Source organism: candidate division KSB1 bacterium (genome assembly GCA_034506255.1).
Lineage (GTDB): Bacteria > Zhuqueibacterota > Zhuqueibacteria > Zhuqueibacterales > Zhuqueibacteraceae > Coneutiohabitans > Coneutiohabitans thermophilus.
The window spans coordinates 743,563-758,559 of record JAPDPX010000001.1 but is presented as its reverse complement, the minus strand read 5'-3'; the positions used below and the strand labels follow the sequence as shown (position 1 = coordinate 758,559).

7 protein-coding genes are annotated in these 14,997 nt (G+C 60.6%); all 7 read left to right on the top strand.

Annotated elements, in window-relative coordinates:
* Positions 1-7 precede the first annotated feature (7 nt).
* A complete protein-coding gene (locus tag ONB52_03040) occupies positions 8-2,275 on the top strand; it encodes a hypothetical protein (protein MDZ7415119.1) in 2,268 nt (755 codons plus the stop codon).
* Positions 2,276-2,619: 344 nt separating this feature from the next.
* Positions 2,620-4,356: a DNA repair protein RecN gene (gene recN, locus ONB52_03035; protein MDZ7415118.1), complete on the top strand. Its 1,737-nt coding sequence runs from the start codon at positions 2,620-2,622 to the stop codon at positions 4,354-4,356.
* An 81-nt stretch (positions 4,357-4,437) separates the two neighbouring features.
* Entirely contained in the window at positions 4,438-5,379 is a 942-nt protein-coding gene (locus tag ONB52_03030; protein MDZ7415117.1) for a tetratricopeptide repeat protein, read from the top strand.
* Positions 5,380-5,779: 400 nt separating this feature from the next.
* Positions 5,780-9,100: a DUF3883 domain-containing protein gene (locus ONB52_03025; protein MDZ7415116.1), complete on the top strand. Its 3,321-nt coding sequence runs from the start codon at positions 5,780-5,782 to the stop codon at positions 9,098-9,100.
* Complete coding sequence (locus ONB52_03020) at positions 9,087-9,503, top strand: hypothetical protein (protein ID MDZ7415115.1); 417 nt, start codon at positions 9,087-9,089, stop codon at positions 9,501-9,503. Before ONB52_03025 ends, ONB52_03020 begins: the two co-directional genes overlap by 14 nt.
* A gap of 1 nt (position 9,504) precedes the next feature.
* Positions 9,505-12,309: a DUF1156 domain-containing protein gene (locus tag ONB52_03015; GenBank protein MDZ7415114.1), complete on the top strand. Its 2,805-nt coding sequence runs from the start codon at positions 9,505-9,507 to the stop codon at positions 12,307-12,309.
* Positions 12,309-14,948 (top strand): DUF499 domain-containing protein, encoded by a 2,640-nt coding sequence (locus ONB52_03010; protein MDZ7415113.1) that lies wholly within the window; start codon positions 12,309-12,311, stop codon positions 14,946-14,948. The genes ONB52_03015 and ONB52_03010 overlap by 1 nt, the downstream gene beginning before the upstream one ends.
* The last annotated feature ends 49 nt before the right edge of the window (positions 14,949-14,997 follow it).

The following is a 14,997-nucleotide window of genomic DNA, read 5'->3' as shown; positions in this document are numbered from 1 at the left end:
AGCATTCATGATCAAAACGTTGTTGTCCATGCTTGCTGCCGTCGCCACATTACAAACTTTTGCCTTCGCTCAAACCGGGGTGGCCATCGATCTTTCCGACCATCTCTGGGAATCCTTCACCAACATGCGCAACATCAAGGCGGCAAAGAGCGACAGCCGCGGCATATGGGCGGCCACCACCGGCGGTCTGCTGTTTTGGGATCACCGGCAGAGAGCCTACCGCTATTTGCGCAACACTGACGGCCTGAGCCAGAATGAATTGACCGCGCTGGGCTTCGACAGCCACGGCCGCGTCTGGGTGGGGCAGGCCTCCGGTTTGATCGATGTTTACGATCCCGCCAGCAACTCCTTTTCCGTGATCACGGACTTCAAGGCGCTCGGTCTCAACGACTTTTGCGCCCGCGGCGACTCCATGTATGTCGCGCTCAGTATCGGGGTCAGCCTCTACCGCGTTGACCGCCGGGAAGTGAAGGAAACCTACAAAAACCTGGGCAAGCGCCTGGAGATCGGCACCGCGGTGCGCACGATTTTTCTCGATGGCGAGGATCTGTGGGCCGGCACCGATCGCGGCATCGCCAAAACTTCTCTGACGTTGCCCAACCTGCTGGCGCCCGAGAGCTGGACCAACTACACCACCAGCGAGGGGCTGCCCTCCAACAGCGTGCTTGGCTTCACCAAGTGGCAGGGGCAAATCATTGCGGCACTCAGCAATGGCGTGGCGCAATTCAACGGCAGCCGCTGGGTGAGTCTCAATGGCAATCTCGCGGATCCCGCGGTTCGGCAAATCACCGTGATGCGCGCGGACAACGGCAACGAGGTGTTGCTGGCGGCAACCAGCAGCGGGCTGTTCCGCTCGGCCGCGCCGGGTGTGTGGCAGCGCCATGGTACCAGCGTCGCCTCGGTCACCGGCGTGGTGGTGGCGCCTGATGGCAAACCGTGGCTGGCAACCGCCAATGCGGGATTGTATGAATCGGGCGGTGCGGCGCAGGAATGGCTGTGGCACGAGCCGGACGGCCCGGCCAGCAACAGCATTTCGTCGCTGGCGCTGGACCAGCAGGGAAATCTGTGGTGCACCTCCGGCTTTTCGGATCTCAGCGTCGCCTTTACCGTCTTTGATGGCACGCGCTGGCATGCCTTCAGCAGCAAGGACCACCCCGCGATTTGGAACGACAGCCGCAAAGTGATCGTGCTGCAAAACGGCGAGCGCTGGATCGGCACCTGGGGCGGCGGCATCACCATTGTGCGTGGCGAACTGGGCAACCTCGAGTTCCAGCGCATCGACCGCACCAACAACATTCTGTCCAGCGCGGTGTTGAGCGATCCCAACTACGTGTGCGTGCCCGATCTCAAGCAGGATGCCGCCGGCAACGTCTGGGTGTGCAACTACACCGCGGTCAATTCCAACGTGATTGCCGTGTACACACCCGCGGGCGCCTGGCGCTATTTTTCCACCTCCGACGGCCTTCCCAGCGGCGTGGTGGTCACGCTCGCCATCGAAAAAACCACGACCAGCGACCGCATCTGGGTGGGCACCGACAACGACGGCGTCAGCGTCATCGACTACAATGGCACGCTCGACACCAAAGCCGATGACGATCTCTCCGGCGAACTGGATGAAGACGACAACCTGCTCAGCGTCGATGTCAACGCCCTCGCTCAAGACCGCGACGGCTTCATGTGGATCGGCACTGACCGTGGCCTCAACTACTGGTTTGCCGGTACGGTCGGCAGCCGCTACGGCCTGATCAGCGACAACGTGCAGGTCATCAAGGTCGACCCGCGCAACAACAAATGGATCGGCACCAATGCCGGCATTTCGGTGCTCTCCGGCGAAGACAACTTCTCGCTCACGGCAATCACGGTCGAAAACAGCCGGCTGGTTTCCAAATCGATCACCGACATCGCCTTCAATCCGGACAACGGCGACGTGTGGATCGCCACCACCAACGGCATTTCACGCCTGCGCACCCCCTTCACGGCGCCCAAGAGCGATCTCAAGTTCCTCACCGGCCATCCCAATCCTTTTCGTCTCGGGGAAGACGGCGGCCGTTTCGTAATCAGTAATCTTGCCGAAAACAGCGCGGTTAAAATCTTCAGCGCTTCCGGCGAGTTGGTTCGCACTTTCACACGCGACCAAATCCCCGGCGCACAGGTGATCTGGGACGGCCGCGACAGCAACAGGCAGCTCGTGCCCAGCGGCGTCTATTTCTTCATGGCCTACATCGCGGAAACCGGCACCAGCGCGGTGGGCAAGGTGGCCGTCATCCGGCGCTAGGCGCTGCCGTGCCCGCGGACTTGCTTACGATTCTGTACGTGGCCCGCAAAATCCTGTCTCACGAGCGCACAATCAGTCCTTCGCCAAAGGTGGGTTTGGGATCGTGAAACCTCTGCTCGCGTCGTGCTGTTCGGCTGCTCCTGCCCGGGTTCGGTTTCCATCTCACAGTTTTGCCAGACTTAGCCGCATCAGCGCGGCGGCCGTTTTCCCGGCTGCCGCGGTCGCGGCACCGGCCTGGCTGAACCATTCCAACGCGCTGGCAGGCATACGCTTTGCAAATGCCGCAACAGCGGCTTCTGGCAGAGCCGGTGCCGGCAGCGCCTGGCTGACGGAGGGTCAAGCGCATGCTGCACAAACTCTCACTCTCCAACTATGCTCTGGCTGACCGGCTCGAGCTGGAGTTGGGTGATGGTTTGAACATTTTCACCGGCGAGACCGGCGCCGGCAAGTCCATTCTGATTGGCGCCATCGCCGCCCTGCTGGGCGAAAAAGCCGCCTTCAATCCGCAACGCGACGCCGAAACCAAAGCTGTGATTGAAGGGCTCTTTGTCAACTGCACGCAGCCGCAGATCCTGGCCCTGCTGCGGCAGCACGAAATCGAGATTGCGCCGGATCATTCCCTGCTGGTGCGCCGCGAATTTCACCCCACCGGCCGCAGCCGGGTGTTCGTGAACGACACGCCGGTGGCTGCCACGGTGCTCGAAGAACTGGCGGATTTGCTGGCCGATTTGCATGGCCAGCACGAGCATCAATCCCTGCTCCGCCCCAAAACACACCTGCGCTTTCTGGACAGCTTTGCCGGACTGGATGAGCTGTGCGAGCAGGTCGCCCGCGCGTGGGAGGAGGCACGCACGCTGCGTGCACAATATCAGGATTTGTTGAGCCGGCAGCAGGAAATCACGGCACGTGCCGAGATCGAACGGTTTCAACTGCAGGAGATCAAGCAGATCAATCCGCAGCCCGGCGAAGAGGAAAAACTGGAGGCGGAAATCAAGCTGCTGGGGCACGCGGAACAGCGCGCCGAGCTTGCCGCACGCCTCGTCGCGGTGCTCGCCGAAAGCGAGCATGCCGTGCAGGTGCAACTGCATGCCGCCACCAGCGCACTCGCCGACCTGACGGCGATCGATGCCAGCCTGGCCCGCCTGCTCGCCGATTTCCAGACTGCCGCGCTCACCATCCGCGAAACCGCGGCAGAAATGCAAAGCTATCAGGCGCGCATTGAGTTCGATGCGGTTCGTCTGGAACAGGCCCGGCAGCGCCTGGCCGATTTGCAGCGCCTGAAGCGCAAATACGGCGGCTCGCTCGCAGAAGTGGTGGCGCATCTCGAAAAACTGGAACGTTCGCTCTCGGAAGTCGAAAACTTTGACACCACCCTGGCCGGGCTGGCAGAGCGCCGGCAGGCAGCCGAGCGCGTGTGCGCCGCGCTTTGCCTGCAACTCTCCGAAAAAAGAAGGCAGGCCGGCCGGCAGTTGGAGCGCGCCGTTCCCGAAGTCCTGAAAGAGTTGGGGCTGCCGTCCGCCAGATTTGTGGTGCGCTTTGCATACCAGCCGCATGCCGACGGCTTCGTGACGGTGGAGCAGCAGCGTGTGCGCGCCACGCGGGAGGGCATTGATGTGGTGGAATTCGACATCTCCACCAATCCCGGCCAGCCACCCGCACCCCTCGCCAAAGTGGCCTCCGGCGGCGAAATTTCCCGCATCATGCTGGCATTGAAATCGATCCTGGCAGAGCGGGATGACATCCCGATTTTGATCTTCGACGAAATCGACAGTGGCGTCTCCGGCAGGGTGGCGCAGGCGGTGGGCCGGCGGCTGCAAAAGCTGGCACAGTCCCATCAGATTTTGTGCATCACGCATTTGCCCCAGATTGCCAGTACAGGTTCGCATCACTTTCTGGTGGAGAAGAAAGTCGGGAACGGCCGCACGCAGACCAGTGTCCGGCGGCTGGCTGCCCCGGAGCGCGTCCGGGCCATCGCCAGTTTGCTGGGAGGGGAGAAGATCACCGCCACACACCTGAAAAGCGCCCAGGAGCTTTTGGCGGAGGCCGGCAATCCGGTTTCCCACCAACAGACGATCGCGTGACTGAGGTCATTACAGGACGTTTGGGATGATGAGCAGGCACCGCATCTTGGATTTTGCACTCGTTTCACGGAGTACACCATCATGACGCAGACACAAAAGATCTTCAGAACCTCGCTGTTTTCGCTGCTGCTGGTCGTCATCGGCCTGTTCGTGGTGTGCAGCGGCCGCATGCAGAATGTCGGCTTCGAAGACGAATTCGGCGACGATACCGAAAGCATGACGCAGACCGACGAGTTGGGACAGTCGGAAGAAGCATTCGCCGCCGAGGAGGACGTGACGGATCCGAGCGATGTTATGACCCGGCTGGACATGCTGGAGAGCCAGGACAGCAGCGGCATGGATTCGGCGCAACCGGAAACCGCGAGCGGCATGTTCACCGACGCGCCGGCGGCGGGCGGCAACACCGCAAACTCCGCCGAAGGCTTCCTCACCCCCGAGCTGTTCAACAGCATGCGCGCGCAAGTGGATGAACTGACCGCGATCTCCTCCAGCAAGGATCGCACGATCGACAGTCTGCGCAGCGAGCTGAAGAACGTCAACAATCAGATCACCGCGCTGGAAGCCGCCTCGCAAACTCAGCAAATCGCCAGCAACGCGCCTTCGCCGTCACTGCCCGCGACCATTGTCGATGATTCCCGCGCCTACAATTCGGAATATGGCGCCTACTATCAGGACGCGCTGGATGATTACTACGTGCGCAACTACAACCGCGCCATCCGCAAATTCCGCGAGCTGATCGCGCGCGGCAGCGGCGGGGAGCTGGCCGACAACTGCCAGTACTGGATCGGCGAGGCCTACTTCGCCCAGGGCAACTACTACCAGGCCATCGCCGAGTTTCAAAAAGTCCTGGCCGGCGGCGAAACCAACAAGGCCAACGATGCGCAACTGATGATCGGCATCGCCTACCTCAAGGCCGGCGAAACCGAGCTGGCGCGCTCGGAGCTCAATGCCTTGCTGACCTTTGCCGCCAATTCCAGCTCTGCCAAGAAAGCCATGAAGTATCTGCGCCAGCTCGGCGCGTGATTTCGCTTGACCGCCCAAAAGCCAGAGCGCGTCGCTCTGGCTTTTCTTTTCCGGCCGGACACGGCAGAAGTTTTGCCGCAGTCACATCCCCGGGGACCTTCGGCACAAAATTCCATTCCTGCCTCTTGCGCACATCCTCATCCCGCCGAGCCAGCCTGCCGCTCCGGGCGTCCGCCCAAAATTTAGTTGAAATTCAAAAGGCGGCTTCTATCTTCAAGCCATTCCGCAAAACTCGAAGAGTGGGGCGAACCACCCCGTGTCCCTGCAGAACAGCTCTTCGTCAGAATGCTCAGAGGCCTCTTCTGGCGACATTATGCCGGGCGGTGCACATGGTGCCGCAGGCGTTTGACCAGTGCCGGCCACCACATCAACACGATACAAACTTGTCAAGAATAGAGCCATGCCTGAGCATAATATTGAACCCAATGATGTTTTAGAAGCGCCCTTCTGGCCGGAACCGGTCCGCGTGCTGACCGTGAAGGCTTTCGGCAGCCGCGTCCAGATCGAAGCCGTGGGAACAAACACGCAGCAATTCTTTACTCGTATTCTCTCCCAGGCCGATCTGGCGCAAGTGCGCGTGCTCTCTGCGGCCATGCAGGAATTTTCTGGAGACGCCGAGGCCTTTTTTCTGGCCATGGAGGCTCACCGCATCCGCTTTGCCTATCAGTTTGATCCCCTGTTTGCCGTCAACGTCTCGCAGGTGGATCCCCTGCCCCATCAGATCGAGGCAATTTATCACTACCTTTTGCGCAATCCGCGCCTGCGTTTTCTGCTGGCCGATGATCCGGGGGCAGGCAAGACCATCATGGCCGGGCTGCTGGTAAAGGAACTCAAGTACCGCGGCCTGGTCCGGCGCACCCTGATTGTGGTGCCGGGACATTTGAAAGACCAGTGGCGGCGAGAAATGAAGGAGCGGTTTGCGGAAACCTTCACCCTGGTTGACCGTGCCGTCATGAATGCCACCTGGGGGCACAACGTCTGGCAGGAGCAGCCGCAGATCATCACCTCCATGGACTTCGCCAAGCAGGATGACGTCATGGCAGCCCTGGGCGAAACCCACTGGGATTTGGTGATTGTGGACGAGGCCCACAAGATGGCGGCCTACCGCTACGGTGAAAAGACCAATAAAACCGAACGGTATCGCTTTGGCGAGCTTGTTTCCCGCATCGGTCAGTTCCTCTTGCTTTTGACCGCCACACCGCATCGCGGCGACCCCGAAAATTTCCGTCTCTTTCTCGACCTCCTGGAGCCGGGAATGTTTGCCAATACCGACCTGCTTTTGGAATCGGTGCAAAAGCGGGAAAATTCTTTATTTCTCCGCCGCCTGAAAGAAGACCTGCGCGATTTTGACGGCCGGCCGCTGTTTCCACCACGCCATGTCTTCACCCGGCCTTATCGCCTGAATGACGAGGAAAAGCGCCTCTATAACGCCGTCACCGAATACGTGGAAAAATCCTACAACCAGGCGCTGGCCAGCGAGAAGCGCAACGTGGCCTTTGCATTGCTGATCCTGCAACGACGCCTGGCCTCCAGCGTACGTGCCATCCGCCGCTCGCTGGAACGGCGCAAAGAACGCCTGGAGGAACTCCTGAAACTGGGCCAATGGCTGGCCGAGGGGGGACGGGTGGATGAGGAGACGCTGGAAGACGCGCCTGAGGCGGAGCGCCTGCGTCAGGAAGAAGAGCTTGTCGAACGGCTGACCGCCGCAGAAACCCGCGAGGAACTGGAAGCCGAGATTCAGACCCTGGCCGGCCTGGTGCGTCTGGCGCGCGAGGCTGAGCGCCAGGAAATTGAGACCAAGCTCACTGAATTGCGCCGGGTGATGGAGGATGAGTCCATCAAGCAACGGAGTGAAAAACTACTGATCTTTACCGAGTCGCGGGAGACCCTGGACTATCTGGTTGAAAAGCTGCGCGGCTGGGGCTATGCCGTGGTCACCTTGCACGGCGGGATGAATCTCGACGCCCGCATCCACTCCGAGCACGAGTTCCGTGAAGCAGCGCAGGTGATGGTCTCCACCGAGGCCGGCGGCGAAGGCATCAACCTGCAATTCTGCTCCCTGATGGTCAATTACGATATTCCCTGGAATCCCAACCGCCTGGAACAGCGCATGGGCCGCATTCACCGCTACGGCCAGCAAAAGGAAGTCCACATCTACAATCTGGTCGCCGCCGACACACGCGAAGGCAGTGTCTTGCGTGCCCTTTTTGAAAAACTGGAAAGAATCCGGGAAGCCATGGGCAGCGACCGGGTGTTCGACGTCATCGGCGAGGTCATCCCAGGCCGCAGCCTGAAAGACTTGATTGTCGAAGCCATTGCGCAACGCCGGACTTTGGATGAGATTGTGGCCGAAATCCAGGCCGTCCCCGATGAACGCGCGTTGCAAAAAACCCGCGAAGCGGCGCTGGAAGCCCTCGCCACCCGGCATATTGACCTGCAACGCGTTCTGGGCGAAGAGCGCCGTGCCCGCGAAAACCGCCTGGTTCCCGAATACATTGAGCGATTTTTCGAGCGTGCTTGCCACTTTCTTGCTGTCTCCCTGGAAAAACGTCGCGACGGCCTGTGGCGCGTCCCCTCCGTGCCGTACGAGCTGCGCAACGTTTCACTGGAGTTCAAGCAAAGATTTGGCGAGGTCTTTCACGAGTACACCAGGATCGCGTTTGACAAAAAAAACGCCCGCAGCCACGCAGCCGTGTTTGTGGCCCCTGGTCACCCCTTGTTGGAAACCCTCCTCGAGAGCATTCTTGCCCGCTGTAAATCAGAGGTCCAGAGCGGTGCGGTGTTCGCCGACCCGGACGGACGACTGGACGGCTGGCTCTGGTTTGTGCAGGGGGAACTGCGCGACGGTAACAATCAGGTGGCTGGCAAACGCATTTTTGTGGTTTTTCATCCTGCCAATGGCGGTCGCTTGCGACTGGTCAATAGCTCCATCCTCTGGGATCTTAAATCTCTCCCCGGCCACTCAGCACCGGAAAGCCTGCCCGTCAGGGACGAAATCATTACCTTTGCTGTTGATCATGTCCTGGAATCCTACCGTGCCGAGATTCTCCAGGAGCGCGAACGGGAAGCCCGTATTAAACAGAAATATGGCCTGCGCTCCCTGGAGCAGATGATCCTCGCTTCGGAGGCCCGGCTCATTGAGTACGAAATACGTTGCGCCAGCGGCGAACTGGTGCCCGAGGTAGAGATGATCAACGAACGACGCCGGAAAGAGGAATACGAAACACGAAAGCGCGCGCTTGAAGAGGATATTCTCCGCCAAAAGAGCCTGCTACCCAGTACCCCTGAAATTATTGGCGTGGCGCGGATCGTGCCTCAAGCCAGCGAGGACCCGGCCATGCGCTCCGATGCCGAGATCGAGGCCATCGGCATGCAAGTGGCCATGGCATACGAACGTGAGCACGGCCGCACCCCCGAGGATGTCTCTCTACAGGACCTGGGCTACGACCTCCGTTCCCAGGCTCCGGACGGCTCGCTACGCTACATCGAGGTCAAGGCACACGCCACTACCGGCGCAATTTTGCTGACTCCCAACGAGTGGCTCATGGCGCAACGGCTGGGCGATGAATACTGGCTCTATGTGGTGGAAAACGCCGCGACCACACCTACGCTCTACAGCATCCGCAACCCGGCTGCGAAGCTGAGTGCCGATGAGGTCGTGGAGATCGTCCGCTTTGTGGTGAAAGATTGGAAGGAGGCAGCAACGAATGAGGGAACGTGAATTGGTCCAAGCCCTCGCCAACCGTTTGCGACAAGAGAATTTGAGGGAAGTTCGTGTGCGCCCCGGGAATCAGCGCGGCGCTGATATTGAAGGCATCCTACCCCGCTCGCATCGGCGGCTTTTCATCGAGGCCAAGGGGGTGCGTGCCCGCGAGAACGAACGGGTCGCAGTCGGCGAGGCGCTTCTGCAGATTCTGCGCCACTACGATTACGATGTCGTGTGCGCCATCGCCGTGCCGTATACGCCGGCTTTTGAAAAGCTGCTGCGCTCCATCATGCCCGGACTGGCGAAACTCGGTATCCATGTATTGCTGGTTCGCCCTGATGAAATCTGGCACGTTCCACCTATGCGTGGATTTTTCCCTGAAAAACATGAATCTTTGCTGGAGAAATTGGACCTATGATATGAAAGAAAAGTCAATGCAACGCCTCATCGAAACCGACTTCCCCCTGCGCAAGGTCTCCGAAGAATCCGTGCGGGAGAAGAACATCCGCCACGGGCATATCTCCACGCTGCACATTTGGTGGGCGCGCCGACCCCTGGCCGCCTCGCGGGCCACAGCGCTGGCAGCCCTGTTGCCAGATGATGTAAAGCGCCGGGAAGAGTTTCTGCGACTGATTCGCGAGATTGCCCCCTGGGAGGCGGTTTCGGGCAAGGGCAGCGAGTCTCCTGCCATTGAAAAGGCGCGAGACCTCATCCGCAAGGCCTTTGGCGGCCGCGCCCCGCGCGTGCTCGACCCGTTTGCCGGCGGCGGAGCCATCCCGCTGGAGGCGCTGCGCCTGGGTTGCGAAACCTACGCCAATGACCTCAACCCGGTGGCGGTGCTGCTCAACAAGGCGGTGCTGGAGTACCCGCAGAAGTTCGGCCGGCCTGATGCAATGTCCTTCGTACCCCTGCCGCCACCAGCAAAGGGGGAGAAAAAGGGTATCACGCAAGACTTTCTTGAGGGCATGGAGCGGCAAAACGCGCAAAACCCCCTGCTTGAGGCGGTCAAAGCCTGGGGAGATTGGGTGCTGGAAGAAGCCCGCAAGGAGTTGGAGCGCTTCTACCCGAAAGACCCCGATGGTTCGATTCCTGTTGGCTACATCTGGGCGCGCACGCTGCCCTGCCAGAACCCATCTTGCGGTGCCGAAATCCCGCTCATGCGCCAGACCTGGCTGGCGAAAAAGGACAAAAAGAAGGTTGCCCTGCGGCTGGTCCCACGCCGCACTGCCAAGCGTCTTGATGTCGAGATCGTGGGGCAGAACGGCGAACGGATAGACTTTGACCCCGAAGAGGGCACCGTTTCGCGCGCCCATGTGCGCTGCCCGCTGTGCGGCGGGACCATGGACGACAAGACCACCCGGCGGCTTTTCCGCGAGGGCCAATCGGGCCAGCGCCTGATGGCGGTGGTGCTCCACCACCCGGGGCGTTCGGGCAAGACCTACCGCCTGCCCACCGAAGCCGACCTTGCCGCCTACCGCGCCGCCGAAGAAGCGCTGGTAGGGGCAAGGCAGCGCCTTGCCCGGGAATGGGGCCTGGACCCCGTGCCAGATGAACCGATGCCGCCATTGGAAACACTGGGCTTTCGCGTGCAACGCTACGGCATGACGCGCTGGGGCGACCTATTCAACGCCCGGCAGAAGCTGGCGCTGATTACCTTTGCCGATGCGGTGCGCCGCGCCCATAGAGAAATGATCGCCCAGGGCGCCGATCCCGAATTCGCCAAGGCGGTGGCGACGTATCTGGCGCTAACTTTTGACAAACTCTCAATGTTTACGAGTTCAAACTGTACCTGGAAGGTAGACACGACCCAGGTAATAAATGCTTTTGTGGGACGCCAAGCAATTCAAATGACTTGGGACTATTTTGAAATGGTCCCCGTTTCTGGTGTAAGTGCGAGTTGGAGCAATCTCATTGACATATGTGCGGATTCTTTGTCCATTGTGCCCACGAGACAAAGAGATGAGCGAATATTGGGGCCTGGCACCGATTCATCCATTCCAATTGTCCTGAGTGGCTCCGCCACCGCACTCCCCTGGCCGGACAACTTCTTCGACGCCGTGCTCACCGACCCGCCCTACTACGACAACGTGCCCTATAGCGACCTTTCGGACTTTTTCTACGTTTGGCTCAAGCGCACCGTGGGCGACCTCTACCCCGACCTCTTCGCCACGCCGCTCACACCCAAGTCTCAAGAAATGGTCGCCGACGCCAGCAAAGCCGGCGGGATGGAGCAAGCCAAGCGCCGCTTTGAAGAAATGCTCACCCAAGCCTTCGGCGAGATCGCCCGGGTGCTCAAGCCCGAGGGCATTGCCGTCATCGTCTTTGCCCACAAGACCACCGAGGCCTGGGAGACGGTCATCAGTGCGCTTTTGGAAGCCGGCCTCTACCTCACCGCTTCCTGGCCCATCCACACCGAGATGCAGGCGCGGCTGCGGGCGCAGGAATCAGCGGCGCTGGCTTCCAGCATCTACATGGTCTGCCGCAAGCGACCGGCACAAGCCCCCATCGGCGAATACCCCAGCGTGCGCCGGGAGATCGAGGAGCGGGTGCGCCAGAAACTGGCGCAGTTCTGGGACGAGGGCATCCGCGGGGCGGACTTTTTTATGAGCGCCATCGGCCCGGCGGTGCAAGCCTTTGGCAAATACGCCCGCGTGGAGAAACTCTCCGGCGAGCAGGTCACGGTGGCGGAGCTTTTGGAGTACGTGCGCAAGGTGGTGGCCGAGTTTGCCTTGAGCCGCATCCTGCAAAACGCGCAACTGGGCGGGGTGGACGCGCTCACCCGCTTTTACCTGCTCTGGCGCTGGACCTACAACCACGCCCGCGTGCCGTTTGACGAGGCGCGTAAACTTGCCTCCGGCGTGGGCGTGGAACTGACCGAGGCCTGGCTCCCGGGCGGGCTGGTGCAGAAGGATAAAGAATACGTGCGGGTGCTCTCTCCGCAGGAGCGGGGCAAAGACAGCCGCTTTGCGAAGAAAACCGAGTTTGTCGCCATGGTGGATGCATTGCAGCGGGCCTGCATTCTGTGGGAGCAGAACCGGCAAAAGGAACTTCATGAACATCTTGCGCTCAATTACGGCACCAACGAAGTTTTCTGGCAGGTGGCGCAGGCCATCAGCGAGGTGCTGCCCGAGGGCGACAAGGAAAAGCAGGCCCTGCAAGGGCTGCTCTATGGCCGCAAAAGTTACAGACTGGAACAACAACGTCGTTTATTTGAGGAGCAATAATGATGAAATCCTGGACGCAAGTGACCACCCCGCACATTGATATCCGCACCGGCAGGCTGGATGAGTCGGTTTTTGCCGCCGACCTTTCCGACGTGGTGGCCGGGCGCGGGCCGCTGGAATACCGCGACGCAGCCACCTTCTTCCGCAAAACCTACCCGACCCAGGGGCTTTTGAACCTGCTGGCAGCGATGCGGGGTCGGTTGTCCGGCGCCGGCAGCGGTGAGGCAGTCATTCAAATTCAAACCCCCTTCGGTGGCGGAAAAACTCATAGCCTCATCGCGCTGTATCACTTCATCAAGCACGGGGAGGAGCTGAGCAAATTGGGGGCAGTGGCCGAGATTCTCAAGCGCGCCGGCGCGGGCTCCGTGCCAAAGGCGGCGGCGGTGACCTTCGTGGGCACGAACGTGGACGCGCTCACGGGGCGGACACCCTGGGGCGAGTTGGCCCGGCAATTGGGAAAATACGATCTCCTGCAAGAGCATGACAAGAAACGCCGCGCCCCGGGCAAGGACCTGCTCCACAGAATTCTGGGCGCACAGCCCACGCTGATTTTGATGGACGAGATCGCCGAGTACGCGGTCAAGGCCAAAGATTTCCGCGACCAGGTGGTGGCGTTTTATCAAGAGCTGACTGAGACAGTGAAGGTGTTGCCGCGCTGTGCGCTGGTGGTAACCCTGCCCTCCAGCGCCCCCTATGGCGAGAGTGGCGAGCGGGCACTGCACGAACTGCAGCAGGTGTTCAAGCGCGTGGAGAGTATTAAGACGCCGGTGGAAGGGGAGGAAATCTACGAGGTCATCCGCCGGCGGCTGTTTGAGGACATGGGCGATCCGCAGGAAATTCGCCGAACCGCCGAGGAGTTTTTTGAGCTATACCGGCAGCAAGGCGATGATCTGCCCAAAGAGGTGCGCGAGCCGGCCTACCGCGAGCGGATACGCAAGGCCTATCCGTTTCATCCCGAACTCATTGACGTGCTGTTCGAGCGTTGGAGCACCTTCCCCGATTTCCAACGCACCCGCGGGGTGCTGCGCCTGCTGGCGAACGTGGTGAGCGAGCTTTACCAGAAGCAGCACCCGGCACCGCTGATTTTGCCCGCCCACCTCAACCTCGCCAACCCGGCGGTGCGCGCGGAATTTGTGCGCCACATCGGCAACGAGTACTTAGGGGTGATTGCCTCGGACATCGCGGACGGGAATGCCAAAGCGGAAAGGGTTGATCGCGAAATGGGCTCCGAGTACGCCCGTTTTGGCGTGGCCGGGGGCCTGGCGCGGGCCATCTTTTTTGGTTCTTTCAGCGGCAGCGAAAAGCGCGGCGTGGGAATTCAGCGGCTGCGCCTGGCGCTGTTGCAACCGGGGCTGCCTGCGGCGATCATCGCCGACGCCTTGCGCCGGCTGGAGGAGGAGCTGTGGTACCTGCACGTGGAGGGCGGCAGCTACCAGTTTTCCAGCCAGCCCAATCTCAATCGCGTCATCGTGGAAAAAGAAGAAGCGGTGCGGCCTGAGCAGATCACCGAGGAGATGCGGGCACGGCTGGAGAAACTCGCCGGCGCCGAGCTGCGGGTTACTCTTTGGCCGCAGACCTCGCAGGATGTCCCGGACACGAAAGAACTGAAACTGGCGATGCTTTCGCCGGAATACACGCGCAAAGCGGCCGAGAGCGAAACCTTTGCCCGCGAACTGCTCGAAAAATGCGGGCAGACCTTTCGCACCTACCGCAACACCCTGCTTCTCCTGACTACGGATGCCGGCGAACTGGCCAGCGCCCGCCAGCAGATTAAGCGCTACCTGACCTATCGCGCCATTCGCGACGACAAAGCCCTGCTGCGGCAGCTCTCCGAGGAGAACAAAAAGGGATTGGACAACAAGCTCAAAGATGCCGAAAGCGGAATTGCGCACCAGTTATTGAGCGCCTATCGGCACCTGGCCAAAGCCGATGAACAAGGCTACCGCTGGTTGGACCTCGGCCTGCCCACGGTGGGCGCCAGGCCTTCGCTCGCTCATCGGGTGCGCGAGTATCTGTGCGGGGAAGACCTGCTGCTTGCCAAAATCTCGCCCAGGCGCATTCTGGAAAAAGCCTTGCGAGAGGGGGAACAGGAAAAACCCGTGGACGAAATCTACGAGGCGTTTTTGAGATATCCGAATCTTCCCATGCTGGAGCGTAAAGAGGTGCTGCTGGAAGCCGTGGCGCAAGGCGTGCAGGAAGGAACGTTCGGGGTGAGGATTGGTGAGCGCGTTTTCCTCCGCGAAAGGCCATCGCTATCTGAGTCTGACGCGGAGGCCATTCTCGTGCGTGAGCCGATGATGCCCTATCAGCCCTCCTCAGGAACAACCGGCGTAGAACAGGTGGGAACACAACCGCCGTCGAAGGTTGCTGAAGTTGATAGTAAGCCAACTCAGCCCGCTGCGATGACGACCAGGACCATACACGCCTACCACTTGCAGGCAACCATCCCGTGGGATAAATTCTCCGAGTTCGTCCGTGGGGTCGTCATGCCCATTCGGCAAGACGGTGCTGAGTTAAAAGTTGAGGTCAGGCTGGAAGCTCGAGCGGAAGGCGGCATCAAACAAGCAACCCTCGAGCAAAAGGTCAGAGAAACGCTCCGCCAGATTCGCGCTACGATCATGGAGGAGAAGGCCGAATGACCGGGTGGAATCGCGGAGCCATTCTTCCGCTTCGACGGGCGAGATGACG

What these genes read in the sequence shown, in the direction of transcription:
- ONB52_03020 (MDZ7415115.1), top strand. Translation starts at nt 9,087, where the DNA reads ATGAGGGAACGTGAATTGGTCCAAGCCCTCGCCAACCGTTTGCGACAA.
- ONB52_03030 (MDZ7415117.1), top strand. Translation starts at nt 4,438, where the DNA reads ATGACGCAGACACAAAAGATCTTCAGAACCTCGCTGTTTTCGCTGCTG.
- ONB52_03025 (MDZ7415116.1), top strand. Translation starts at nt 5,780, where the DNA reads ATGCCTGAGCATAATATTGAACCCAATGATGTTTTAGAAGCGCCCTTC.
- ONB52_03010 (MDZ7415113.1), top strand. Translation starts at nt 12,309, where the DNA reads ATGATGAAATCCTGGACGCAAGTGACCACCCCGCACATTGATATCCGC.
- ONB52_03040 (MDZ7415119.1), top strand. Translation starts at nt 8, where the DNA reads ATGATCAAAACGTTGTTGTCCATGCTTGCTGCCGTCGCCACATTACAA.
- recN (MDZ7415118.1), top strand. Translation starts at nt 2,620, where the DNA reads ATGCTGCACAAACTCTCACTCTCCAACTATGCTCTGGCTGACCGGCTC.
- ONB52_03015 (MDZ7415114.1), top strand. Translation starts at nt 9,505, where the DNA reads ATGAAAGAAAAGTCAATGCAACGCCTCATCGAAACCGACTTCCCCCTG.